The following is a 26,599-nucleotide window of genomic DNA, read 5'->3' as shown; positions in this document are numbered from 1 at the left end:
ATGTTAGAAGGGATTCTTTCATGATAATTACGAAGTCAAAAATTACACAATTTCAATTTATTTTAATGATTTTTGGTATTCAAGTAGGGATTGGAATGTTGTCACTTCCGAGAGAACTAGCTTTAAAAGGGGGGACAAGTAGTTGGGTTGCAATTCTTTTTGGGGGAATCATTTCAACTTGTATTAGCATTTTATTTGTTAAATTAAGAGAGAAGGCTCCCAATTTAAACTACATAGGTTTTTTTACTTTTTATCTAGGAAAAATTATTGGATCAATCGTAGTTTTGTTACAAGCGAGTTATTTCCTATATGCTGGGTATCTCGTATTATGTAGAGCCATCTTATATATTCAATCCTACATTCTTCAAGAAACAAAAGGCTATATTTTATTAGTGTTATTTCTTTTTCCAACTTATCAGCTGATAATAGGTGGAATTCATCTAATTGGAAAATATATAGAAGCAATTTTTCCAATTGCTTTTTTTACTTTATTCATGCTACTTTTCACGCTTAAAGATGCTGATCTAAATTTTATTTTACCAATTATAAAGAATGGCTGGATGCCGATTTTTAAGACAATTCCATTAACGACAACTTCATTTCTAGGAATTGAGTTAATTCTAGTTTTTTATCCTTATTTAAAGTCGAAAGAAAAGGCAATTAAAGGTGTTATTATTGGAAATGCATTAACAACTTTTACATATATTTTTGTAACAATTATTTGCTTTGTTATTTATAGTCCTTATGAAATCAAAATGACGTTTGAGCCTGTAATCGATATTTTAAGTATAATGGAATTCCAATACGTTGAGCGATTAGATTTCATTTTATTCTCATTATTTTTAATGATTATATCGAAAACATGGGTTACGTATATTTGGGCCGGGATGAATGGATTTTCAGAGTTATTTAAATTTAAACTAAAACCTTTTATTATTATTATTCTTTTTATCGTAATTCTCATACTTACGTTTATTCAAGTACCGACGTTTACAAATACGACTATTCATTTGCATTATATAATGGTGTCTGGTTCATGCATAATAATCGGTATTCCAATCCTCTTATTGGTGGGCGGTTTCATAAAAAATAGGTTAAGTAAGGTGAAAATCAATTGAAATATTTTCAAGTATGTTTGCTTAGTATTTTTTTAGTAATCGGCGTCTCAGGTTGCAGAGGGAAAATTAATATAGAAGATGTCACATTATCGATGATTTTAGGAATCGATGTAAATGATGAAAATAAAGTAGAAGTATATATGGCAAGCCCAGTCTTTAGTGAAGAAACAAAAGAGAAAACTGAACATTTTAGTGTACAAACTCTTTCTATTAAAGAATCAAGAAATTATTTTGATACCCGAGCTAATGGTGTTACTGGTGGTGGTAAAATTCAAGCAATTTTAATTGGATCAAAGGTTCTTGAACATAAAAATTGGTTTTCAATAATGGATATGTTTTATCGAGATCCAAAGTTTCGATTAAATGCCGATCTTATTTTTGTAGATGGTCCACTTTCCGATGTATTTAATTTAAAACCAAAGGATAAACCAGAGTTGCCAATCTATATTCCTCAATTAATACAAACTGCTGATTTTCGAAATGTTGCTTTCAAAACGTCTTTACGAATGTTTCATCAAATGTATTATGAGAAGGGAATAACACCTTTTGCACCTGAACTTACAGTACAAGGTGACCATTTAGTAGTCAATGGAACGACAATATTAACCAAAAATAATTTGTATAATCGAACCCTATCAATGAATGAAACACAAATGTTGAAAATTTTAAAAGATCATTTAGTAGGGCAATTAGTTGTTGCATTGAATCTTAAAAAATTTAAAAGAGATCAAGACGATGTTTTTACTGAAGAAGAAACTAGTTTTTATATTAAAGATGTAAAGCGGAAAATCGATAAAAAATATTCAAATGGTCGCTATACTTTTAATGTAAACTTGACAATGCCGATTATGATTACAGAATCCCCAATAGGATTGACAAATGCAACAGAAAAAGAATTGAAAAATGCAATACAAAAAAAATTACAAAAAGAATTAAATGATTTAGTCCAATCTTTTCAAAAAGATAAAGTTGATCCAGTCGGATTTGGCATTCTTGCTCATTCATTTCAATACTCTGATTGGGAGAAAAATGAGAATCATTGGCTTGATACATACCAAAAATCGAATATAAAGGTAAAAGTAAAAGTTATTGTTATCGATAAAGGAATAACGATGTAAATATAGAAAACCCACCAAAAAAATTGGTGGGTTTAAGCTTATGCGGCTGCATTTTCAATAGCTGTTGCTTTTCTTTGTTTACGATCATGCAATAAATAGTAAATGACAGTCGTTGATAATACAGCAATTGCCGTTATTACGTACATAATATGGAATGATGCTTTCGCAGATACAATTCCAAGTACGTAAGAGCCAATTCCCATACCGGTGTCAAAAAACATAAAAAATGTTGCTGTTGCCATTCCCTTTTTTGCAGGGGCAGCAGTGTTAATCGCTAATGTTTGGAAACTAGGTACGATTGAACCATAGCCTAGACCGATTAAAGCAGCGGAAAATAAAAAGATTGTTGGTACAGTTGAAAAACTCAAGACAACTAGACCAATCGTAAATAAGATGATCCCAGGATAAACAATTATGTTTGCTCCTTTACGATCAAATAGTTTACCAGTGAAAGGTCTTGAACCTAAAATGAAAACTGCATAAACAATAAAAAAGAAACTAGCAATATCTACAAAACCTAAATTCTTTGCGTATAATGTGATAAATGAAATGATACCACTGTAACCAAAAGAGATAATTGCTGAAGTAATTGAGATTGGTAATGCTGAACGCTCAATTAATTGTGATGGTTTAATTCGAGTTTTTGCTTTTAATGTTTGTTTAGGAATCGCAATGAATAGACCGAAAATAAGTGAAATAATTGCGAAGAATCCACAAACAAAAAACAAAATATGGAAGGTGAAATGATTCATTAAATTAATACCAAGATAAGGACCAAATACCATTGCAAGGATCATGGATGAGCTATAATAACTCATACCTTCGCCTCTACGTGATATAGGAACTATTTCAGCAACTATTGTGCCTGTTGCAGTTGTTCCTAGACCAAAAGCAATCCCTTGTGCAAAACGCAATAATAGTAATAATGCAAAATTATTTATAAAAGGATATAAAAATGTTGTTAAAGTAAAGAAAACTAATGAAATGATTAGTATTTTTCTGCGACCAATTGTATCAAGCCAGATACCTGCAAATGGACGAATTGCAACTGAGGCGATAAGAAAGCATGTTACTACAAGACCGACTTTACTATCTTCTTGGCCTAAATTATCAATCACAAAAATCGGCAATGTCGCCATCAACGTATAAAATACTAAAAACACAAAAAATCCACTTAAGCTTACACTTAGAAAATCCTTTGTCCATAAACGCTCGTTTTTCAAACTTATTCCCCCTGTTTAGTAACCTCCGACGCTTTCATATTGTTCATCATTTTTTGAAAAACTTGAAGTGCAATATCAAGCTCTTCATCGGATATATCTTTAATAACATCATTCTCAAATGAGATGATTTGCTCTTTCCAACTATCAAAATGATTTATAGATTTATCAGTTAGATGAATCATTTTTTCTCTTTTATCTGTTCCTTCTTTGCGAACAATTAAGTCTAACGTTTCCATTCTGCGAAGTGTTCGTGTCAGTGTAGGTGGCTCAATATTCAAATTCGAACAAATTGTTCGTTGAGTACATGGTCCATGTAAATGGATGTAGTGAATAACGGACCATTGTGCCAAATACAATCCAGTAGGAACAAGATGCTCATTAAATGATTTCGAAAACTGACGTGTAGTTTGATTTAATAAAAAAAAGAAAGGCTGCTTTTTGCGCATAAAAAAGTCTCCTCGGAAAATTAGTTAGCTAGCTAATTAAAATAGTTGTCTAGCTAATTATATTTGAACAAATTGTGAATGTCCAGTGAATGAACTTAATTAGTATAAATTTAGCATAAGAGCAAATATTAAATGTAGAAAAATTTTACAAAACAGTTAGGACGGTATTTGAGATGGCAGGAGCAATACATGCAACAAACGGTAAATCTCACAAAATGAAGATTGTGCAAAGAGCAATTGCAATGCTAGTTGGTGCTTTACTTGTAGCGACTGGTCTTGAAATTTTTTTAGTTCCAAATGATGTTATCGATGGTGGAATAACAGGAATATCAATTATGTTTTCCCATCTTACAGGACTTCCACTTGGGGTATTTCTATTTGTACTAAACCTACCTTTTTTTTATTTGGGTTATAAACAAATTGGGAAAACATTTGCCATATCAACCATTCTTGGTATTACTGTTCTTTCCTATTTAACAAGTATGTTTCATCATATTCCTGCTTTTACGGAAGATATTCTACTTGCAACAATTTTCGGAGGAATGGTCGTAGGTGTCGGAGTAGGATTAGCCATTCGATTTGGTGGCGCACTAGACGGTATTGAGATTCTTGCGATCATTATAAATAGTAAGGTTCCTTTTTCCGTTGGTGAAATCATTATGGTTTTCAACTTATTTATTTTAGGAGCTGCTGGATTCATTTTTTCTTGGGATCGAGCAATGTACTCAATTATTGCTTATTTAGTTGCATTTAAAACAATTGATATCGTAGTTGAAGGATTAGAACAATCAAAATCAGCATGGATCATTAGTGACAAAAGTGATGATATTGGAGAAGCGATTCTTTTTAGAATGGGCCGTGGTGTTACATATATAAATGGTACTGGAGCATACTCAGGTGAAACTACAAAGGTTATCTATTGTGTTATCACTCGATTAGAAGAAGCGGAATTAAAAACAATTGTCGATGACATTGACTCTACTGCCTTTTTAGCAATTTCAGATATTGCAGAAGTACGCGGTGGAAGATTTAAAAAGAAAAATGTACATTAGGATTGGTTAACAAAAGCATTGAATTAGGAGGAAGGTTCAGGATTGATGGACCTTCTTTCCTTTTATTCTCATGCTATATGCTGTATTATTTAATTGATAACTGAAAATTTAGAAAACTGTTTTTGTAGATAAATTTATAATTTGATAGATTAGAAGGCTTAAAAGGAGGGAGAAGTTGGATGGAGAAGTTCGATGTGATTGTTGTTGGTGCAGGATTGGCTGGTTTAGTTGCAACTGCTGAGATGGCTGATGCTGGGAAAAGTGTATTGTTATTAGACCAGGAACCAAAAGCGTCAATAGGTGGTCAAGCTTGGTGGTCATTTGGTGGGCTATTTTTAGTAGATTCTCCTGAGCAACGTAGGTTAGGAATTAAGGATTCAAGGGAATTAGCTTGGCAGGATTGGCTCGGAACTGCAGGATTTGATCGAGAAGATGATGAGGATTATTGGGGAAAGAAATGGGCAGAGGCATATGTCGAGTTTGCATCAGGTGAGAAGAGGCAATGGCTTTATGACATGGGGGTGAGATTTTTTCCAATCGTCGGTTGGGCTGAACGTGGAGGATATCTTGCAGAAGGTCATGGAAATTCAGTGCCCCGATTTCACGTAGTATGGGGGACAGGTCCTGGAATTGTTGCTCCTTTCGAACGAAGAGTTCGCGAGCATATGAAAAAAGGTTTAGTAGAATTCAGATCCCGACATCGTGTAGATCAACTTCTAACACAAGATGGAGCTGTAGTAGGAGTAAGTGGTTCTTTATTAGAACCAAGTAAATCAGAGAGAGGAGAAGATAGCTCTCGTAAAGTCATTGGTGACTTTCAATATGGGGCAAAGGCCGTTTTAGTATCAAGTGGCGGTATTGGAGCGAACTTTGATTTAATACGCCAAAATTGGCCAAGTCGATTAGGTACTCCGCCGAAAAGGATGATATCTGGTGTACCAGCACATGTTGATGGTCGGATGCTTGCCATTACTGAAAATGCTGGTGGTCGAATTGTTAATCGTGATCGAATGTGGCACTACACTGAAGGCATAAAAAATTGGAATCCGGTATGGAGCAATCATGGTATCCGAATTCTTCCTGGACCATCTTCAATTTGGTTGGATGCCCGAGGACAACGATTTCCTGCACCAAATTTTCCTGGTTTTGATACTTTAGGTACATTACAAGCCATTCAAGAAACTGGTTATGATTACTCCTGGTTTATTTTAACGAAAAAAATTATTCAGAAAGAGTTTGCCCTTTCAGGTTCAGAACAAAATCCTGATTTAACCGGAAAAAGCATAAAACAAGTGATGAAAAGAGCAACTTCAGGGATACCGGCACCGGTAAAAGCTTTTATGGAAAAAGGAGAGGACTTTGTCGTTGCAGACACGTTAGAAGAGCTTGTTGAAGGCATGAACAAGATAACCGGGGAAAATTTACTAAACTATGATGAAATCGAACGTCAACTGATTTCACGTGATCGTGAAATGGATAATAAATTTACGAAAGACTTACAAATTACTGCCTTAAGAGGAGCGCGAAATTATATTGGTGATAAATTAATTCGTGTTGCATCTCCTCATAAAATTTTAGACCCAAAAAACGGTCCGTTAATTGCTGTTCGTTTAAATATTGTAAGTCGTAAAACACTTGGTGGACTTCAAACAAATTTAGATGGGAATGTATTAAATTCTTCGGGTGATGCGATTCCTGGACTATACGCTGCAGGTGAAGTTGCTGGGTTTGGTGGCGGTGGTGTACATGGTTATCGCTCGATGGAAGGAACATTTTTAGGCGGTTGTTTATTTTCAGGTAGACAAGCAGGAAGAGCGATTAGTAGAGATTTAGAATAAACAATTGGAGAACTCCGGGTCATCAACTCAAATAGTTTTAAATGATAAATTGATTAAGGTAGGGAAAGGCTGGAATTTTAATTAGGCTTCTTGTTTTTCCTTATTTATTTTTTCTTGTTGACCTAAACCATAGTTTAGGTCTTATGATATTCATGTCGAGGTAAAAATAAACAGTAAAAGAGGAATTAAAATGAAACTTACAGGAAATACGATCCTTATAACAGGTGGAAGTACTGGAATCGGATTAGCTTTCGCAGAACGTTTTATTAAATTGGGAAATAAAGTCATTGTTACTGGACGACGTGAAAATGTACTTAAAAATGCTAAAGAAAAATTTCCAGATCTTATTACACATGTGAGTGACTTGAGCTCTGAATCAGATCGTGTGTCATTATTTAATTGGGTAACAAAGAATTATCCAGAAGTGAATGTGCTAGTGAACAATGCAGGGATTCAACAACGTTTTAATGTTTTAAATTCAGATGCTCAGAACGATTGGCAGTATTTCAATAAAGAAATCACAACCAACATTGAAGCGCCTTTCCATCTGTCTATGCTGTTTGCTCCATATTTTGCTACAAAAGAAACGGCAACGATTATGAATGTTTCATCGGGATTAGCTTTTACTCCTTTGGTCATTGCGCCAATCTATTCAGCTACAAAAGCAGCACTTCATTCCTTTACAATGAGTTTGCGTCATCAACTTTCTGATACATCTGTGGAAGTAATTGAAATTGCTCCTCCGGCAGTGAATACAGACTTAGGCGGAGCAGGATTGCATACCCACGGTGAACCTTTAGATGAATTCGCCGATGGGATTTTCATGGGATTAAAAGAAGGGAAACAAGAAATTGGATATGGAACTTCAGTTGAACGACTTCGTATGTCACGAGATCAAGTCGATGAGCATGTTACAAATATGTATAATATGTTGAAAAATACAATTCAATAACCATCTATTTAAGCAGTTTAAATTCCAAAAAATATTAAAATTCACTTTGTTTGTTGAGCATAACATTTGAAGGGGAATAAAAATAACAAAAGGGCAAATTCGTTAATTCGAATTTGTCCTTTTGTTGCTTGTATGGGTTTTACATTATTCCTTACTCCAAACAACCGTATAGCCTGTTCGATGAAAGGGTACGAATAAAAAGGGTACTTTAAAAATGAACAAGCTATAAATAGTAGAAAAGGAGAAAGTGTGTAATGGATAAAATGAAGAATACAGTCAGTCCCGACACACATGCTGGTATGACACAAAAAACAGTTGGGCAGTTTTTGTTTGATTGCTTGAAGCAAGAGGGGATTACAGAAATTTTCGGCGTCGCTGGGGACTATAATTTTTCACTACTTGATACTTTGGAGCGATATAACGGAATCCAGTTTATTGAAGGACGGAACGAACTAAACGCGGGTTACGCTTCAGATGGCTATGCAAGAATAAAGGGGATTTCTGCTCTTATTACAACGTTTGGTGTTGGGGAGTTGAATGCATGTAATCCAATAGCCGGAGCCTATAGCGAACATGTTTCAATAATCCACATTGTTGGTTCGCCAAAAGAAAAAGATCAAAAAGAGCACAAGCTAATGCACCACACTCTAATGGATGGGGATTTTAATGTATTTCGTAATATGTATAAACAGATAACGGCCTATAGTGCGGTACTTACACCTGAAAACGCCAAGATTGAAATTCCTGCTGCTATTCGCATTGCAAAAGAAAAGAAACAACCTGTTTACCTCGTTGTGGCTGATGATTTAGTCGATCAGCCGATTATGGAACGGATAGAGCCAACACAACAACTAAAAACGTCAAACTTAAAATCTCTTCAGGCTGCGACAGAGCATGTCCGTCAACTACTAGAAAATGCAAAGCGGCCTGTTATTCTAGTGGATGTAAAAACAATGCGTTTTGGCCTTCAGGCTGCTGTACTAAATTTAGCAGACGCCATGAAGATACCTGTTGCGTCCATGATGTTCGGTAAAGGGGCATTTGATGAAACCCATCCAAGTTATATTGGGATGTACCTAGGCTCGTTTGGATGTTCTGAAGTTCAAAGTACGGTAGAAAATGCAGACTGTATCATTGCGATTGGTTTGGTACCAGCGGACACCAACACAGGGAATTTTACAGCAAAACTGAATTCAATGGTGACTATTAATATCCAATCGGACCTAGTGAAGATTGCTGAGGCGGTATATCCGAACGTTCTTGCTAATGACATGCTTCAAGCAGTACAAAATGTGGGTTATACAGGTCAAGTATTGCATAAAAAAGTGTCATTTCCATACGATCAATACAATGTAAGTAATGAAGAACCACTTAAGGCAGCCGGCTATTATCCACTTTTCCAACGTATGCTGAAACAGGACGACATTATAATTGTTGAGATTGGTACACTCTTCAATGGCATGGCAGAGGTGAGACTGCCTAGTAATATTACATATATTGGGCAAGGAGGCTGGGGCTCCATCGGATATGCAACACCCTCGACGTTTGGTGCCTGTATCGCAGCCCCAGAACGTCGGGTGTTACTTTTTACAGGTGATGGTTCACTACAGTTAACTGCACAAGAAATCAGCTCTATGATATATTATGGCTGTAAACCGATAATTTTCGTCTTAAATAATGACGGTTATACCATCGAAAAATATTTAAATGTAAAAACCAAAAATCAAACATACAACAAAATCCCTAGATGGTCTTACACTAAGCTAGCTGAAGCTTTTGGAGGCAATGCGTTTACTGCTATTGTTCGTACTTATGGAGAGCTTGAACAGGCAATAAACGAAGCTGAAATTGAATGTTCCGAAAGAGTCAGTATTATTGAAATCATTATAAAAGACCCATTGGACGCACCAGAAAATATGAAAAAGATGTACAAGTATTTGGAGAAACAGGCAATGCAACGCAGTCAAAAATAGTCAGTATAAACAAAAAAGTTGGAGTCAATGATCCCAACTTTTTTTGATGTTCATCGCTCTATTATTTGTTCAATATACCGAGTAATGAAAACGTTGATTTGCCTTCTTATAGCTGGCCTGAAATTTAGTTTGATTTTTTCTCTTGACTTGAAATCCATTTCATAAATTAGATTGAAAGTAAGCTGATTTTCAACGGAGGGAGAAAAAATGAACAGAAAAGTTAACTTTCAACATGATGAAAATGTAGTGTCTACCGTTACAGGCTTATTGGAAATCTTTGATGGAACACTAAATATTTACTTTGGAGATTTGTTTTTAACCAATAAAAGATTATATATTGTAAGCACTAAACTAATAAATATGGAAAAATCATTCTGGTTTGAAGGAGAAAAGAAAGATATTGAACATTCTACACTCATTGTAGGAGAACACAGGATTACGGTAAGATGGGCATACAGTGGAAACCTCCTTTACTTTTTAAACGCTTTTTCCGAAAATGAATGGTAATGCATAAAAATCCTTGATAATTCATATATGTTGGAGGTGTGCAATGGCAAATATTAACGATATTGCAAGATTAGCAGGTGTATCAGTCTCTACTGTTTCTAGAGTACTAAACAATTATCAGTATGTTGCTAGTGATAAACGTGAGGCAGTTCTTAAAGTTATTGAAGAAATGAACTATACACCAAATAAAAATGCAATTGATTTAATTCGAGGAGAAACACGGACAATAGGGGTTATTCTCCCATATAACAACAATCCAGCATTTGATCAAATATTAAACGGTATACTGAACAAGGCATTAGAGAAAGATTTTTTGATAACGGTGCTTCCTTCAAATTATCGTAAAGAAAAAGAAATGGAGTATTTGCAAAAATTAAAAAGCAAGCTGTATGATGGCATCATTATCACTTCACGAGCAAATGATTGGGAAACAATCATTCCGTTTAGCGAATATGGTGCAATCGTAGCTTGTGAATATACACAACACAAAGAAATCGGCTGTTCCTATATGGACCGCTATTCTTCTTATCTAGATGCCTTTCAACTATTAAAAAACAAAGGGCATGATGTGGTAGCATTCACAACTGCTAGGCTAGAAAGCAACAGCACGAAGCAAATGATTGCTGCCTATATTGAAATATTTGGTGAACTACAACCTGAATACCATCACACAGATTGTCATTGCTTAGAAGACGGATATGAAGCAGCAAAGAAATTTCTACAATTACAAAAAAAGCCGACTGCTATCTATGCAAATGGGGATGAAGTGGCTGGTGGAATGTATTTATACGCAAAGTCGCAACAATTGAATATCCCTACTGATTTAGCAATCATTGGCCAAGAAAATCAACCAATTGGAATCGGTATGGGAATTTCTACAGTGGATCATCAATTAACAAAAATCGGTGAACAAGCTTGTAGCCTTGTAATAGCGAAATCTAGAGAAAAAGTAAAAATACCATATCGAATTATAGATAGAGATTCTATTTAAAGCATAATGAAAGATAAAAAAATAGAGAAAAATGTGGGGAAAGAAAATGAGTAAAAAATTTATTGTTTTTGATATTGATGGAACATTACTAACGACTGAAATGAAGTTTTTAGACAGTACGAAACAAGCTTTGGTTTCTCTAAAAGAAAATGGACATGAAATCGTAATCGCGACAGGAAGAGACTACACTTCTGCAATATCCATCGTCGACGAACTCGAAATTGATACGTATGTTTTATGCAATGGATCAGTAGGGTTTGTCCGTCATGAAATAGCTCATGAAGAAATATTTTCAAAAGAATCTATAATGGAACTAATTGAAATTGCGATGGAAAACAATGATCAGATTGTGTTCCAAACATTAAAAGGTGTAAAAAGACATTTTGAAGAACCTGGAGAGCCATTAACTAAGTCCTATAAAAGTCTAGGATTGATTATACCTGACTTTGATGAGATGTATTGGAAAGAAAATTCTATTATTCAAGCTATGTTGTTTTGCAAGACTGAAGATCTTCACAAATATGATATCAACGAATTCCGCTATGTTAGTTGGCATCAATTTGGCTCAGATGTCATTCCTAGAGAAGGTTCGAAAGCAAAAACAATTTTGAAAATCGCTAAAGAAAATGGATTTAAGCGTGAAGATATCGTCTTTTTCGGAGACGGAATGAACGACATCGAACTAATGGAACATTCAGGAGTTGGCGTTGCAATGGGAAATGCTGAAATAGCGGTTAAAGAGAAAGCCGATTTAATCACAGATAGTTGCAATGAACATGGAATTTACAATGCTCTTAAGAAAATGTTATTAATCTAATATGTGAACGAATTCTGTCTTTATGTATGATATTTTTTGGAAAATGGAATAATAAGCTTCAGTTAGCTCTTTATCTGGAGGACAAATATGAAGCGCACATTTATAATAATTGGAATATTTTTACTCTTAATGATCATAATTGGTGTTGGATCGATATTTCTATCCCCAAGACCTGTAACCTGGTTTCTGAAAAAGTCTTTTGCCGGTGGTATGGAAGTAGAGGCCGCTGATTATAGTATAGCAAAACAAAAAACTACAATGGATACTGATATTGAATACTCTTCAAAATATAAAAGCAGTACGTTTGATCTGATTAAATATAAAGGTAACCAAAAATACGTTCCAACCATTTTTTGGATTCATGGTGGTGCTTTTGTAGCGGGAGATAAAAATGATGTTCGAAAATATGCTACATATATAGCGAGTCATGGGTATAATATAGTGAATATAAATTACCCTTTAGCGCCGAGTGTTGCTTATCCAATACCTTTACAACAAATTGATCAAGCTTACAAGTTTGTAAAAAAAAATGCTGATAAATATGGACTGGATTTAAACAATATTTATATAGCTGGAGATTCAGCTGGAGCTCAACTTACAGCACAATTTGTAAGCATTCAAATGAATAAACACTATTCTGATACAGCTAAAATAGGTCAGAGCGTTGATCCAAATACAATTCGTGGTGCGATTCTTCTTTGTGGTCCTTATGATATGAAAGAAGTTCGGACACATGCTTCGTCAAAGTTGACGAAATTTGTATTTAAACGAGTTGGATGGGCCTATTTTGGAAAATACAATTGGGAAGATGAAAAGATGACAAAGGAAACATCCCTTTTAAGAAATGTACCGGAAAAATTTGTTTCAACTTTTATAACTGACGGAAATACAGGTTCCTTTGAATCACAAGGTAAAAAATTTGCAGCTTTACTAGAAAAAAGAACAGGTGTTAAACAAGTCTTTTATAGTAAATCAGATGGAAAACTAGGTCATGAATACCAGTTCCAAATGAACACGAAAGCCGCTCAAAATACATTTAATGAATTACTCAATTTTTTAAATGGTACGAAAGTTTCTCAATAAAAAAGCGATGGGATTCATACGATTGCTGCCCATTTATAAAAAAAGAGTCTCATAAGTACTTTCACTTATGAGACTTCTTTTACTTTATAAATTTTTAATTATTTTACACCAACTGCATCAAATGCATTATTAACAGTTGTTACTTCAGCAGAGCCTGCACCATATAAGTCAGCAGCAGATTGTACAAGTGCTGCACGTGCTTGACTAAATGTTGCTGAAGAAGTTAAGTAAACTGTATTTGCGCGATAGAAAATTTTAGCAAGTTTATCATTACCAATGCCTGTTACAGATACACCGTAATGAGTTCCACCAACTGCAATTAAGTAAGCAGCTTTGTTAATGATACTGCTATTTGTATGAACGCCTCCATTATCAGAAGTTCCAGTGTAACGTTTTGAGTAGTGATCTGGATCACCATATTTAGTTGGATCACTCATAGAACGAAGTGAGTCACCAGCAATACCTGGTGTGTAGATATCCTCACCAATCTCGTAATCTGGATTGTTATTATTATAGAACTCAATAACAGTTCCAAAAATATCCGAAATAGCTTCGTTTAATGCACCAGATTCATTTTGATAGATTAAGTTCGAACTTCTTTCTGTAACAGCGTGAGTTAACTCATGCGCTACTACGTCAAGTCCACCTGATAGGTAAGTGAATGTTGTTCCATCACCATCACCATAAACCATTTGAGAACCGTTCCAAAATGCATTGTTATAACTACGGCTATAATGGACAGTTGATTTTAAAGCAGCACCATTACCATCAAATGAATTACGTCCAAATACTGTTTTATAATAGTCGTATGTTTTTCCAGCATAGTAATGTGCATCAACTGCTGCAGCTTCACTTGTGCTATTTAGTAGTGTGTCAGTGCTTGACAAAAGAGTACCAGGAAGAGTAGTACGATTAGCCCCATTATATGTGAAAATACCGTTTCCTCTTGTATTGTCTTGTAAATAATAAGTTGAACCAGATAAAGTCATATTTAATGTTTTTGTATCACCAAGTACACCTTTTCCTGTTGCAGTTACATTTGTACCAGAAACTGTTGGTTTAGCAACTGATGCTCCAGCTGATTTACTAGCAGCATGGATGCTGTCCATTGTATCAATACTATTATATTTATTTAAAATTTTTCCTGTTGAAGCTTCAATGAAATAATTAAAGTTTCCAGGTTTAGGAGAAAGGAAGTTTAAGTTTACAACATAAGCATACGTAGCATTATCACCATTTGTATAAACTACTAGTTGAGCTGTTGGGTCTTTTTCATAGACAGGGGTATATCCAAGGTCTGCTTCTGCGATTTTGATAGATTTATTAGCGTTAACTTTTTTAGTAGATTTTAACCCTTTTTTAGTATCTAAGTTTGGAATAACTGTACCAGAGAAAACATTTAGAGTACCATTATCTCCAACTACAGCCGTTTGAGTAGATCCCCATACAGGAACACCGTTATAAACTTGTTGTAGTCGAAGTGCGGTACCATAAGTATCTTTTTTGCTAGACTCAACAATGAACGACTCTTCTGCGGATTTTGAACCAAGTTTGAACTTATCTTTGTTAGCATTTACATACCCTTTTACAACACTTTCAGCGCTCTTAGCTGATGGTTTTGTCAGGTGTCCAGAAACGAATTCAGGAGATCCTATTGATTTGTTGTACTTGTATTTAGATAATACATTTTTTGGTGCAGCATATGTATTAGTTACTCCTAAACTACTTGCCGCCAAACCTACAGATAATCCAACCGCTAAAACTTTTTTGTTCATTAAAAATTCCTCCCCTTGGTTAACAATGTGGTATTGAGGAATTCATCGTATCATTTCAAAAACTGGTTTATCAAACGACGAAAATCGTCAATTCTTGCATTTTGTTAGGCAAAAATAAGCGAAAATATCGACGAAAAATAAATTCTGAATCTTTAAAATAGTTAAAAAGTAATGAATTTAGTTAAAAAATGGTAAATAAAAAATCGAATTTTATTAAGAATATGTATGATTTTGGTTAAAATTAACTCAAGAAAATGGAGCTTAAAGAGAAAAAAAGCATTGGAATTATTATATTAGAAAATGATTATTTATTATTTTTATAAGAAGGTAAAGTCAGAAATACAAAAAAGCAGAAATTGTGGTGAATTCCTGCTTTCCTGCTTTTAATATTCATTGGATTTTTTTGCGTTATCTTTGCTACATCGAAAGGCCTTTATCAACAATTACAATCTTTGTATTTACATGTATCTTTGAGTCTTTTAAAGCCTCTGGCCATTTTGATTTTACTTTTTTCCATTGTTTATGTTCGTAAGAGCTTGCTAAGATTCCTAGGCCAATCGGATCAACTTCATCAGTTTGTAAATTATGGACAAATTTATTTAAATCCTTTTCCATTGACGAGCTAATGTCCTTACTTAATTTATTAACCATTTTGTCACTTAACGGATAAGGTGATTGGGTAATCATGATAGGGATTGTTAATGATATTTTAAAATCAAAATGGTTGTGAGCAAATTTACAATCTACTTTTCTTTTAATATCCTTTACATTAAAGCTTGTTTGTCTTAGGTTAATTAACTGGTTATTTCCTTGTCCTTTCTTACTACCAGCAGTAGTAATCATTGGGGCCAACTGACCAGTTTTTTTTCCTTGCAGCATGCGTAATAGTTGCGTTTCTTGTATGGAAAGAGTTCTTTTTGTTAAAAAATGTCGATCTAGTAGCGCTACACCGCTAACTTCAAGTTCCCCGTCTTTAACTGACATTTTTGGTATATAGGGCGTTATTCCGCTTTCGAATTCCATCAGATGAAACATTCGAATTGATGTTCGAATGGTAATATTTCGAAAATCAGCAGTCTCGATTAACTGTGGGATAAAAATTGATAATCTCGGTTTATCTTTTTGTTTTATATCAATAAGTTCAGAAACAGATCCATCAAAATAGACAAGATCAGCATTTTGTCTTAATTTTGGATCACGATAGAATAAATCTAATAGGGCTGTCCAAGTTTTGTTTTCAGTCAATCTATTGCTAATTAAAAAAGCTTGTAGCTTTCCTGCTGTAGATACACCAGTTACTCTTGAATCAAATAAGTTACGAGCTTCTCGGACTGATGAAGCATCTACCATAATCTGTTCATTTTTTTCTTCTGCATCTTTACTAAAAACAGGACTGGACATAAAAACTTTGAGTTGTTTGTTTTGTTCATCGGTGTCGATTCCTAATATTAGTCCCATCGTAATATCTTCAATATTTACGGTTTTTTTGCAACCTGTTAAAAGCACAAGAATTAACAAGCTGATCGTTGCGATTTTTAGACTTTTCATCCAATCACCTTATTTCCTAATGAACGAACCCAAATGAATATTAAAATTGTTAACATACCGATCGAACCATATGTAGATAAGAGCTGCATGTAAAGATTATTTTGTTTAAATGTTGGGATGAAAAAACTTGTAAGAAATAAAAAGACACAAGATAGGCCTATGAATAAATAATCAATCCGTTTTTGTTGAAACACCTCCGCCAAATTAGTAACACCAATCCACATATACATAATCCAAGTTTTAGAAATAACCATTAGAAAAAGTGAAAAAAGAACGAAGTCTAATCTTTCAACGTATTGAAATTCAATGACACTTAAAATATCTAATACTGGTTCAAAGATCAACTTGATCTCATCAGGGCTGTATACGACAAAACAAATAATTGAAACGTATAAATAGAGAAAAGTTATCATACCATTTGCAATCATAACACCTTTTAGTGCTTTTTCTTTTTCTTCTAAATAAGGATAGAGTATGAAAATAATTTCTATTCCTAAAAAAGCTGTAACTGTTGAAGGGACAGCTTTAAAAATTGGGCTCCATCCATCTTTTATAATCGGTAAAATAAAATGTATATTACTTTGCTTTAATGTGAAGAGTAGCATAATTAAAAAAAAGATTACGATTGGAAAAATAATCTCAACATATTTTCCAATAATTTGAATGCCACCTGTCACGAATTGATAAGTCGGAATTAAAAACAATACTAAAATAATAAATAACGATGAATCTTGTAAAATATATGATTGGATAAATAGTACAGATCGCAAAAAAACGACAAACCCCATTCCAAGAAAGAAAAGAGTAAAGAAAATGGAAAATATCGTACCGATTACTTTCCCAAAACAATGAGTAAAGTAAGTGTTAAATGAACAGTTGGGGTCTTTTTCACGTAGTTTTACAATCGCAATACTAATGAGTAAAGAGAGTAAACCTCCTATTAATAAAGAAATCCATCCGTCAGTTCCAGCTTTTTCTTCTAATACCCGGGGTAAAGAAATCACCCCAATTCCAACTTGTACACCAAATATTAATAAAATAAATTGAACAAAAGTTATTCTAGGCGTGATCTGTCTCAATGTTATTTCCTCTTTTTTTGATTCGTTATTTGTTGGTTGAAAAGAATTGATAAAGCGCTGTTTTGATATTTTTTCTTTAATTGTTTAAAGCTCATAGGAGAAAACGGTTGACTAAAGGATTCATGATAGCTAGATAATTTCAACCCGTGACCTAAAATAATCATTGTACTTGCAATGATCCCAATAATTCCAAATAATGAAGCCATAATCATTATTGGAAATCGTAAAATACGTAAGCTTGAAGCCATATCATAATTAGGAATAATAAAAGATGAAATAGCAGTTAGCGATACGACAATAACCATAATATTACTCACAATTCCAGCTTGAACTGCGGCTTGACCAATAACAATTCCTCCAACAACCCCTACTGTTGTACTAATTGGAGTCGGAAGTCGAATAGCTGCTTCTCTTAACATTTCAAGGGTTATTTCCATAATGATTGCTTCTACAAGCGGATCAAAGGGAACATTAGCACGGGATTGACCAATCGATATAATTAATTTTAATGGAACTACATCATAATTGAATGACACGATTGAAATATAAATTCCGGGTAAATAAAGCGTAATGAAAAGAGCGATTGCTCGTAGAAAAAAAATAAATAATGAAATAATCGGTCTTGTTGATGAGTCATCAATACTTTTAAAAAAAGAAATAAATGATCCAGGCAAGATAATTACTTCAGACGATCGATCTAAGACGATCACAACTTTACCTTTTTGGATTGATTCAACTGCAATATCGGGTCTTTCTGTAGTGACAAGCTGAGGGAAAAGTGAAAGCGGGTACTTTTCCATCAATTGAGCTAATTGACTTGCATTTAGAATTGAGTCAAATTTAATTGTAGAAAGTTTTGATTCAATCTCTGTAACTAGTTCTGGCTTAACTACACTATTTAAATAAGCGAGAGAAACAGTGGTTTTATTTTCGGAACCAATTTTAGTTTCCTTGAATAGTAAATCGCGATTTTGAATATAACGTCGAAGTAGCCCCAAATTAGTTTCGATCGTTTCCACAAATGAAATTTTTATACCCTTAATCGAATTATCGATACTTGGTGGAGAAAAGTCACGTTTAGGAAAATCCTCAACAGAATATAGAAATGCTTTCACTTCTCCATCAATTAAAATGACACTATTTCCCGCAATTAATGACTGTTCAATATCATCTATTTTTCTTGTAGCAGTTGTATGATTGAAAAAAAATTGAAAGAGATCTTCCTTATATTCAAGAACATTCGTCGCAAACTGTTCAATTTTTTCTTTATTTATTAAGCTATTAAAATAAATGATTACACCTTTTTTCTCCATTAAAGCTATATTTTTTACTTCTAAATCAGAGGTAGGAAATAAAGATTGAAGTAAATCAATATTTGATTTTAAATTACCCTCTTGGTCAATAAAGTTAGAGTGGCGTTCTGTAGTTTCTTTCAATGTATCCACCTCATTCAAAGTTACATTTGTTACCAGTCTTAATTTGCACATTGTAGGCGAATACTATTCTGATATGATAGTTTGCGTAATTTTTTTACTTAAGGATCAAAGCCACTTTTAGAAATGACATCAATTGAAGAATCAGATGCTTCTGTTTGGCGGTATTTTAGAAAGAGGTTGCACGATGAGTACGGGCTATAGAAATATTACGAATGTTATGATCATCTACAGACAAGTATAAAATCACCCTAAAATTACCAAAATAAATAATAAAAACTAGTAAAAGGGTGATAAATTTGAGTATCGAATTCCCGGTCAGAAAAGATTACGAAAATGGTTCAATTAAAGACGTTTTACAAGATTTAGGTTTTCAAGAAGATGGTAGAGAGTTTAAAAAAGACGGAAAGAGATTTAGGTATGAAGGCTGCGATAAGTATCAAAGCTATATCTTTTCTGTGAGGATGAATCAATTAAGTTAAAGTTTTATAGACCTAATTTAGTTTTAATTAGCTATTTATTTAATTCCTATTGAAATGTAAATTTCAATAGGATTTTTTTATTTCAATGACTTTATCTCCAAACTTACACAAATTTTTGCACATTTTTCTATCGAATATAGTCGAAAGTAGTCTTTTTTTATTAAAAGTGTTGATGTTACTACACTAAAATAACCCGTTTGACCTCCGATTGAATTTTCAGAATAATTGATAACGTAGTCAGAAAATAGGAGGAAGAAGATGGGGAGTAATTTACACAAAGGCGATTTTCTAAAAGGTATAACAGTCGTAGCGCTATCATCAAGCTTAATTTTGGCCTCTTTAGGAAATGTTGGTCATATTTCAAAAGCAAATAGTTATTCAAAAGCTGAAGATATTCTTGCAAAATTAACACCAACGCAAAGGGCAGCTTTAATTGAGCTATCAACAAATGAGTCGAAAGGTCTACAAATAACAGATATGGATTTAAATTCCAATGAACAAACAAATGTAATCGTTGAGTTTACTAATAAACCGGCAAAGATTGCTCAAATTGAAGCAAGTTCAGAAGGAAAGCAGCTTTCTAAAACGGAAGCTTTTAAATTAGTAGATCAAGATCATGAAAATTTCCAGGTAGATGTAAATAAGGTTTTAATTGATGGAAAAAAATCAAAAGTAAATTTTAGAATTAATCGTTCATATAAGCATGCGTTCAATGGGGTAGCGATGAGCTTACCAGCAAATCAAATTAAAAACCTTTTAAAATCAAAAGCGGTTAAAGCTGTTTGGAAGAATGAAAAATTTTCAATTGATCCACCTAAACAAGCAGAAAAAAATGAACAGTTAAAGTCTGATGAGAATAATGTAGGTAATTATACACCTTATGATGGATTGGACCGTTTACATGAAGAGGGTTTTACAGGAAAAGGAATCAAAATCGGAATACTTGATACAGGAATTGATTATAACCATCCTGATTTAAAAGACGCTTATAAAGGTGGATATGATTTCGTTAACAATGATAATGATCCGATGGAAACAACGTATGCGGATTGGAAAAAATCTGGGCAACCAGAGCTTTCAGGCTCAAATACATATTACACAGAACACGGTACACATGTTGCTGGAATCATCGGTGGTCGTGGAGTAGCAAGTAGTGAATATAAAACTCTTGGAGCAGCACCTGAAGCAGATCTTTATTCCTACCGAGTTTTAGGACCATATGGTAGTGGGACAACTGCTAATATTATAGCAGCATTAGATAAAGCTGTTGCAGATGGAATGGATATTATAAACATGTCGTTAGGAGCATCAATTAATGATCCTCTTTATGCTACATCAGTTGCTGTTAACAATGCAGTTTTAAGTGGTGTAACGACTGTAGTAGCTGCAGGTAATAGTGGAGATCAAATGTATACACTTGGCTCTCCAGGTTCATCTGCTTTAGCATTAACTGTTGGAGCTTCCTCAACTGCGATTAATATGTTTCAGTTTACTGGATTACAACCTGGTAAAAAATATGCTGTAAGAGAAATGGCAAGAAATTATACAGATGATTTAACTTCTTTAAAAGGAAAAACATTTAAATTAGTAGACGTTGGGCTAGGTAAAGCAACAGATTATAACGGTAAAGACGTAAATGGAAAAATAGCTTTTATCTCTCGTGGAGACACTGCATTCGTAGATAAAATTAAACTAGCGAAAAGTAAAGGCGCAGCTGGCGTAATTATTTATAACAATGAAGTGAATAAAGCAGAAGGACTAATCCAAGCATATTTAGGGGAATCGGTCAATTCAATTCCTAGTTTTTCAGTTTCATATGAAGACGGATTGGCAATTTTAACAGCGATGAAAGCCGGTGATACTGATTTTACATTCGGTGATTTTACAAAAGTAAAAACGGCAGATGATGAATTAGCGGTTTTTAGCTCAAGAGGCCCTTCAAGAGTAAATTATGATATTAAACCAGAGATTACCGGACCTGGTGTTGCTGTACTTTCAACCGTCCCATTTTATGTTAATAATAAAACAGCAGATGGAACTAGACCGGAAGACTATAAAATAGCTTATGAACGCTTATCTGGTACATCGATGGCAACTCCTTTTGTTGCAGGGGTCTCAGCATTATTACTCCAATCTAATAAAGATCTACAACCAGCAGACGTAAAATCAATTTTAATGAATACTGCAGATTCATTATCGAAAGATTATAGTGTTTATGAGATTGGTAGTGGAAGAGTAGATGCTTATGAAGCTATTCATTCAACTGTTGAAATTAGTGTTGTTGATAAAACGCCAATGATTATCGATGGAAAAGAAAAATCTATTAGCGAGTCAACAGGTGCAATGAGCTTTGGTTCAATTAGTTTTAATGATTTAGATCATTCTTCAATACGAAATATTACTTTGAAAAATAGAAGTGAAAAAGCGGAAATCTTTAGTATTGAAGCCAAATTTCAAACTGGACTGAGAGGTTCAAAAGATGCTGCAAAAAATAATGTAACAATTTCAGGTCCTACATCCGTTAAGTTAAATGGCATTAGTTCAAAAACAATAAAAATGAATTTAAACATTCCGAAATCTGCGCAAAAAGGAATTTACGAAGGCTATATTGTTTTTACAAATAATGCCGATCCAACTGAAAAATATCAGATCCCATTTGGAGTACATTATGTAGAAGAAGGCTTTAATTCAATGGCAACATACAATAAGATGCAGACTTCAGACTACAATAATTATTATCCTTTACTAAATTACGCGACAGGTGTAGTTTTTAATACTAGATCGAGTATGAGTACAATTGATTTTGTTTTATTGGACAGTGAAACTGAAAAAGAAATTGGCTATTTAGGAAAACTAAATACGTCTCAGTACAATGAAAATACAGATTATTATATTGATGGTGCTTTTACAGGATACTATTTACCGTTCACTGGAAATCCAAAGCAACCAATTTCAACTACAAAGGTTAAGGTACCGTATGGTCCAGGGCATTATAAAGTAAAAATAATTGGTACAAATCGAGAAGGTAAAACATTTACGATGATCGATCATACAATGATGGATATTACAGGTCCTAAATTTACAACAGATGTAGAAGAAGGTGTTATTGAGTACAAAGCAGGAACGACATCATATCCAATTTCAGGTAGAGTGTTTGATAAAACGCAAGATGACTATCGAAAACAAGGAATTTCTATCGATGAATCTGGTAACTTCGTAATGGAGAAGAATAATAGTTCAATATTTACAAACGGATTTTATGTCGATGCTAACGGTAGCTTCACATACAATATTCCAATAAATACGAAAAGCTTTAATGTAGAACTTGCAGGATATAACTCAGCAGCGATCGGTGACCGTTACAAATACTATACTTTTATTCAAGAAGGCACTCCAATTTTATATGGTAGTGTAAATAAAAAAATTGTGAATCAAGGTGAAGAAGTTAAAGTTACTTTAAAAGCTAGTAATCTAACAGATGCGAAAAAACTAATAACAAGCTTCGGTTTTACGTCTAGCCAACTAGAGTTAGTAGATGTAAAATTGAATCCAGCTATTGAAAAATTCGGAACTGCCAAACTTACAACAACTTCAGTTCCATCGGGTTCTCTAAAAGTAAATGTAGAAATGACAGAAGGTAAAGTGAATGGTGATGTACCTTTTGCAGAAGTCACATTAAAAGTAAAAAATGACTCATATAATATGCTTTCGACTTTCAAATCACCAACAGCTTCTTATGAAAATGATGCAAACCAAACGATCTCGATGTTTTCAGCGATTACTCCAATTTGGAGCCAACCAACCTATTCCAAAATTACTGGAGGTATTGGGGTTCCAGAATCATTGAAAAGAGAAGGGAGAGCTGGTTGGAGGGTAGATCCATCTAAAATCGGTGTAGTGCTTTCTGTAAAAGACCAAAGTGGAAATATATATCCAGGGGTAATCTCTTCATATGGCTCACCAACTGTAGAAAAACTACCAGTTACTATTGAAGAATTGGAAGCGTCACTTGATCTACCTGGTCATTTTACAATGTATGTACCATTCCACGTGGGCTTTTTAAATGACGAAGGAATGCCAACCGCACATTGGAATCCTGATATAAACTTTAAAGCCCCAATTGCAGGAGATGTAAATAAAGACAATGTAATCGACATAAAGGATGCATTATCCATCCAAACATATTGGGGTACGGATAAACGAAGCGCAGACATTAATTTTGATAATATCGTTGATGCAAAAGATTTTTCTTTCTTTGAGAAAAATTACTTAATGCAAAATCCAACGATTGGGGATGCACCAAAACCGGTTAAAAAATATAAGGGTAAAACGATTGATGATATAAAGCTAGAGTTAGGGATCAATTAATTAATTAAATCAGACAAACCCTTCTGTTAGAGGTTATAGATCGGGGGAGTGAATTTTGCTCTCCTTTTTTCCTAATATTTTCCCATAGTACTAATGAATCTTGAAGGTTCAAACAAATAAAACTTTAGAGGTATAATTAGTAGACATGCTAAATAGAATGATACAAAGAACTAGTCCTAAGTAGGTTTTAATAATAGGACTAGTTCTTTTTACGAAAAATCGTTGTTCTATACAAGTAGGAGGGGCAATTATGAACTTTACAGATTATCTAATAAATGTAAAAAAACTCAATGAAGTCAAAGCGAGTCAATATAATCATAGACTTTCAACTTTAAAAAAATATAGAATTTATAACAATGAAAAAGTATTAAGTGTTCATATGTTAAAGAGGATTAAAAGTCTTTCCAAAGATACAACAAAACAATATTTAAGGACGATTAATTATCATATTGAATTTTTGAATGATAACTATAGGATGTAACAAATGTTTTTTACTTCTAAACTAAATAATGTTTGAAAGGGCACTCTAAAGGATAAAATCCAGATAGATTGTCTTTTTTTATTAAACAGTTTTTGAAGGGGATGTAGTAAAAATGAAGAATTTTTATAGAGGAAGTATTTTATTTGTTTTAATGCTTTTTATGATGAGCGGATGTAATGGGAATACACTTAATACAACTAAAATTTCAGATGAGACAAAGGTGGCGAATGTTACAATGAACCCTTCATTTTTTGTAGATCCATCAATCGATTTTTCAACTAATCAAATGACTTCGATTATTATTGAATTCAAAACAAAGCCTGCTGTGGTAGCTGTAAAGGAAGCAGAGGCAGCTGGAAAACAACTAACTTTGGAAGAGGCAACGAAGCAAGTAGAAGAAAGTCATGCAAAATTTCAAGAAGAATTAAAAACTCTGCTAGAGGATCAACATGTACCGTATACGATTAGGCATGTTTATAAGACTGCATTGAATGGTGTATCAATGGAGTTACCTGGTAAGGATATTAAACGTTTATCACAATCAACAGTGATTGCAAGAATCTATCCAAATAAAAAAGTACATATTATGCCTCCTGTTACACCGTATAATCAGAAATAATAATGCATTTGTGAGTGCCTCAAAAGTATATACACTTTTGAGGCACTTTTTTTAGAATGGAAACTATTTCATTAAAAACGATTAATTAATTGTTTTTATTCTACAAAAACAAAATAAATTTGCTATTATGATATAAAAAAGCTAGAAGTGAAGGTGAAAAACACGATGGAAATTCATTTAGTTGCAAAAGATGAGTTAGAAGCTTCAGGGATTAGGTGGGTCGTGGAATCGCACTTTACTGGTATTAACCTTGTTTCTTGGAAAACGATGGGAGAATTTGAAAAGGCTATTCAAAAGCAGCAGCCCGACCTCGTCATATTTGATATGGATCACTGGAAAAATGAGAGTGAAAGATTTGGTGATTTAATCCAAAAATTTTCAATTCGTTGGTTAGGTATTTCATCCGAGCGAATTTTTCAAACTGCTTATCTTGCATTACAATATCGAGCGGAGGATGTATTGTTTCGCCCATTTTCTCCTACTGATTTAATTAAGCATATTCAACAATTACGCTATCAAATTCGTAATAAAGAACGATTCTTTACTAGAAACATTAATGAAGAAATAAGCCCATTTAATATAGATTATCCTGACCTTTTTTTGAATGAACGAATGTATGATGGTCCGATTACGATGGTTGCATTTTTGACACCGAATTCAAGTACACTTCCACTTGTCTATAAAGCATTAGAACGAAATCCCTTTACCGGGAAAAATCGTTTATTCGTAGGATCTGACTTTATTTTAAGTGTACATGAAGTTGATGAAGTATTATTACAGGACGAATATAATGCATTTCTTGCTCGTTGGAAAGAAATGATGGATGAGCCTCTTGCAATCGTAATGAAAGTTGGTGCACAGGAAGAAACATTAAAAGATATATTCGAGCAAACACTTCAGTTAACACGGAGAATCTTCTTTGAAGGTTATGATATTATTTTGGCTGAAAACGATCCAATGCCATTTCAAGAGAAGGATCCCTTCCTTACACCTCTAGAGCAACGCCACTGGATTGAAATGCTAGAAAAAAGAGATGCAAAAGCGATTCGAGACTGGATGGAACTAGAATTTTTAACTTTTCAGCAGCCTTACCCAGATCCAGAAATTGTTCGAATCCGATTAACAAGTGTACTTGCACAAATAAGAAGATATATGAAATCAAATAATCTTCAAAATGCATCATGGGAAGGTACTTATTATGACATTTTCCAAAAAATTGTACATGGACCAATCATCTATCAAATTGTTCAAGAATTGCTTGATTTTACAACAAGTCTATTGCTACAAGGGCATGATTCAACCCAAGAAGGCCATCGTACATTAGTTGAGAAAACAAGGGAGTTAATTGAATCGAATTATTGGGATGCCGGATGGAGTTTAACGGATTGCGCTGATGCACTCCGGATTAATAAAAGTACACTAAGCCGTCGCTTTGCGGCCGAATCAAATCAATCGTTTAGAGAGACGCTCCATGAAGTGCGCATTAGAGAGGCAAAACGATTATTAGATGAAACTGACCTACCACTAGATGAAATTTCAAGATTAATTGGCTATTCTCACCAATCATATTTTAATGCAAAGTTCAAACAACTTGAGGGATGTACTCCTTTAGTTTATCGATCAGGATTATAGGAAGTGGTTTAAAACAATATAGTAATCCCAAAATTGACTGCTATTGCTATAGTAGTCTTTTTTT

Annotated in this window: 21 protein-coding genes; 15 read left to right on the top strand and 6 right to left on the bottom strand. The window is 33.9% G+C overall.

Translation table 11 applies throughout. The features are described from left to right. Nucleotides 1-20: 20 nt before the first annotated feature. Together ACFVRR_RS16900 and ACFVRR_RS16895 are read left to right on the top strand one after the other, a co-directional pair. Nucleotides 21-1,118: a GerAB/ArcD/ProY family transporter gene (locus ACFVRR_RS16900; protein ID WP_387330902.1), complete on the top strand. Its 1,098-nt coding sequence runs from the start codon at nt 21-23 to the stop codon at nt 1,116-1,118. Next, nucleotides 1,115-2,236, top strand: a complete 1,122-nt coding sequence (locus ACFVRR_RS16895; RefSeq protein ID WP_387330899.1) for a Ger(x)C family spore germination protein — start codon at nt 1,115-1,117, stop codon at nt 2,234-2,236. Before ACFVRR_RS16900 ends, ACFVRR_RS16895 begins: the two co-directional genes overlap by 4 nt. Nucleotides 2,237-2,274: 38 nt before the next feature. Here the strand turns inward: ACFVRR_RS16895 and ACFVRR_RS16890 are convergent, their stop codons facing one another. Then, nucleotides 2,275-3,459 carry an MFS transporter gene (locus ACFVRR_RS16890; protein WP_387330897.1) on the bottom strand — a complete coding sequence of 395 codons (1,185 nt, stop codon included), beginning with the start codon at nt 3,457-3,459 and terminating at the stop codon, nt 2,275-2,277. A gap of 2 nt (nt 3,460-3,461) precedes the next feature. Then, nucleotides 3,462-3,905 (bottom strand): MarR family winged helix-turn-helix transcriptional regulator, encoded by a 444-nt coding sequence (locus tag ACFVRR_RS16885; RefSeq protein ID WP_387330894.1) that lies wholly within the window; start codon nt 3,903-3,905, stop codon nt 3,462-3,464. 173 nt (nt 3,906-4,078) lie between these two features. Here ACFVRR_RS16885 and ACFVRR_RS16880 point away from each other — a divergent pair, with 173 nt between their 5' ends. The 8 genes from ACFVRR_RS16880 (at nt 4,079) to ACFVRR_RS16845 (ending at nt 13,118) form a co-directional block, all read left to right on the top strand. Beyond that, nucleotides 4,079-4,957, top strand: a complete 879-nt coding sequence (locus tag ACFVRR_RS16880) for a YitT family protein (RefSeq protein WP_387330892.1) — start codon at nt 4,079-4,081, stop codon at nt 4,955-4,957. 179 nt (nt 4,958-5,136) lie between these two features. Beyond that, the gene (locus ACFVRR_RS16875) at nt 5,137-6,795 is read left to right on the top strand and encodes an FAD-binding dehydrogenase (RefSeq protein WP_387330889.1); all 1,659 of its coding nucleotides are present in this window, start codon (nt 5,137-5,139) and stop codon (nt 6,793-6,795) included. Nucleotides 6,796-6,985: 190 nt separating this feature from the next. Continuing rightward, on the top strand, nt 6,986-7,747 hold the full coding sequence (locus ACFVRR_RS16870) for an SDR family oxidoreductase (protein WP_387330887.1): 762 nt from the start codon (nt 6,986-6,988) through the stop codon (nt 7,745-7,747). Between the two features lie 254 nt (nt 7,748-8,001). Continuing rightward, the gene (locus tag ACFVRR_RS16865) at nt 8,002-9,720 is read left to right on the top strand and encodes an alpha-keto acid decarboxylase family protein (protein ID WP_387330884.1); all 1,719 of its coding nucleotides are present in this window, start codon (nt 8,002-8,004) and stop codon (nt 9,718-9,720) included. Nucleotides 9,721-9,927: 207 nt separating this feature from the next. After that, entirely contained in the window at nt 9,928-10,227 is a 300-nt protein-coding gene (locus ACFVRR_RS16860; RefSeq protein ID WP_387330881.1) for a hypothetical protein, read from the top strand. Between the two features lie 43 nt (nt 10,228-10,270). Beyond that, the gene (locus ACFVRR_RS16855) at nt 10,271-11,218 is read left to right on the top strand and encodes a LacI family DNA-binding transcriptional regulator (protein WP_387330878.1); all 948 of its coding nucleotides are present in this window, start codon (nt 10,271-10,273) and stop codon (nt 11,216-11,218) included. 46 nt (nt 11,219-11,264) lie between these two features. After that, a complete protein-coding gene (locus ACFVRR_RS16850) occupies nt 11,265-12,035 on the top strand; it encodes a Cof-type HAD-IIB family hydrolase (RefSeq protein ID WP_387330875.1) in 771 nt (256 codons plus the stop codon). 87 nt (nt 12,036-12,122) lie between these two features. Then, complete coding sequence (locus tag ACFVRR_RS16845) at nt 12,123-13,118, top strand: alpha/beta hydrolase (protein WP_387330873.1); 996 nt, start codon at nt 12,123-12,125, stop codon at nt 13,116-13,118. A gap of 98 nt (nt 13,119-13,216) precedes the next feature. On the opposite strand, the gene ACFVRR_RS16840 is transcribed toward ACFVRR_RS16845, so the two are convergent. The 4 genes from ACFVRR_RS16840 to ACFVRR_RS16825 all read right to left on the bottom strand — a co-directional run bounded on the left by ACFVRR_RS16840 (nt 13,217) and on the right by ACFVRR_RS16825 (nt 18,956). Then, nucleotides 13,217-14,893: a M4 family metallopeptidase gene (locus tag ACFVRR_RS16840; protein ID WP_387330870.1), complete on the bottom strand. Its 1,677-nt coding sequence runs from the start codon at nt 14,891-14,893 to the stop codon at nt 13,217-13,219. 417 nt (nt 14,894-15,310) lie between these two features. Continuing rightward, complete coding sequence (locus tag ACFVRR_RS16835; RefSeq protein WP_387330867.1) at nt 15,311-16,441, bottom strand: Ger(x)C family spore germination protein; 1,131 nt, start codon at nt 16,439-16,441, stop codon at nt 15,311-15,313. Continuing rightward, nucleotides 16,438-17,520 carry a GerAB/ArcD/ProY family transporter gene (locus tag ACFVRR_RS16830; protein ID WP_387330864.1) on the bottom strand — a complete coding sequence of 361 codons (1,083 nt, stop codon included), beginning with the start codon at nt 17,518-17,520 and terminating at the stop codon, nt 16,438-16,440. Before ACFVRR_RS16830 ends, ACFVRR_RS16835 begins: the two co-directional genes overlap by 4 nt. 2 nt (nt 17,521-17,522) lie before the next feature. Then, on the bottom strand, nt 17,523-18,956 hold the full coding sequence (locus tag ACFVRR_RS16825) for a spore germination protein (protein ID WP_387330861.1): 1,434 nt from the start codon (nt 18,954-18,956) through the stop codon (nt 17,523-17,525). Between the two features lie 296 nt (nt 18,957-19,252). Between ACFVRR_RS16825 and ACFVRR_RS16820 the strand changes: the two genes are divergently transcribed. The 5 genes from ACFVRR_RS16820 (at nt 19,253) to ACFVRR_RS16800 (ending at nt 26,535) form a co-directional block, all read left to right on the top strand. Continuing rightward, complete coding sequence (locus ACFVRR_RS16820; protein WP_387330858.1) at nt 19,253-19,435, top strand: hypothetical protein; 183 nt, start codon at nt 19,253-19,255, stop codon at nt 19,433-19,435. 258 nt (nt 19,436-19,693) lie between these two features. Further along, on the top strand, nt 19,694-23,803 hold the full coding sequence (locus ACFVRR_RS16815; protein WP_387330855.1) for a S8 family serine peptidase: 4,110 nt from the start codon (nt 19,694-19,696) through the stop codon (nt 23,801-23,803). Nucleotides 23,804-24,053: 250 nt separating this feature from the next. Beyond that, on the top strand, nt 24,054-24,284 hold the full coding sequence (locus tag ACFVRR_RS16810) for a hypothetical protein (RefSeq protein WP_069035062.1): 231 nt from the start codon (nt 24,054-24,056) through the stop codon (nt 24,282-24,284). A gap of 112 nt (nt 24,285-24,396) precedes the next feature. Continuing rightward, the gene (locus ACFVRR_RS16805; protein WP_387330851.1) at nt 24,397-24,903 is read left to right on the top strand and encodes a protease inhibitor I9 family protein; all 507 of its coding nucleotides are present in this window, start codon (nt 24,397-24,399) and stop codon (nt 24,901-24,903) included. A gap of 165 nt (nt 24,904-25,068) precedes the next feature. Next, entirely contained in the window at nt 25,069-26,535 is a 1,467-nt protein-coding gene (locus ACFVRR_RS16800; protein ID WP_387330848.1) for a response regulator transcription factor, read from the top strand. Nucleotides 26,536-26,599: the final 64 nt, after the last annotated feature.

Origin of the sequence: Gottfriedia sp. NPDC057948, from assembly GCF_042887255.1 — a bacterium.
Classification (GTDB): Bacteria; Bacillota; Bacilli; order Bacillales; family Bacillaceae_G; genus Gottfriedia.
Note: the sequence above shows the minus strand (reverse complement) of the source record. Positions and strands in the feature narration are given on the sequence as shown.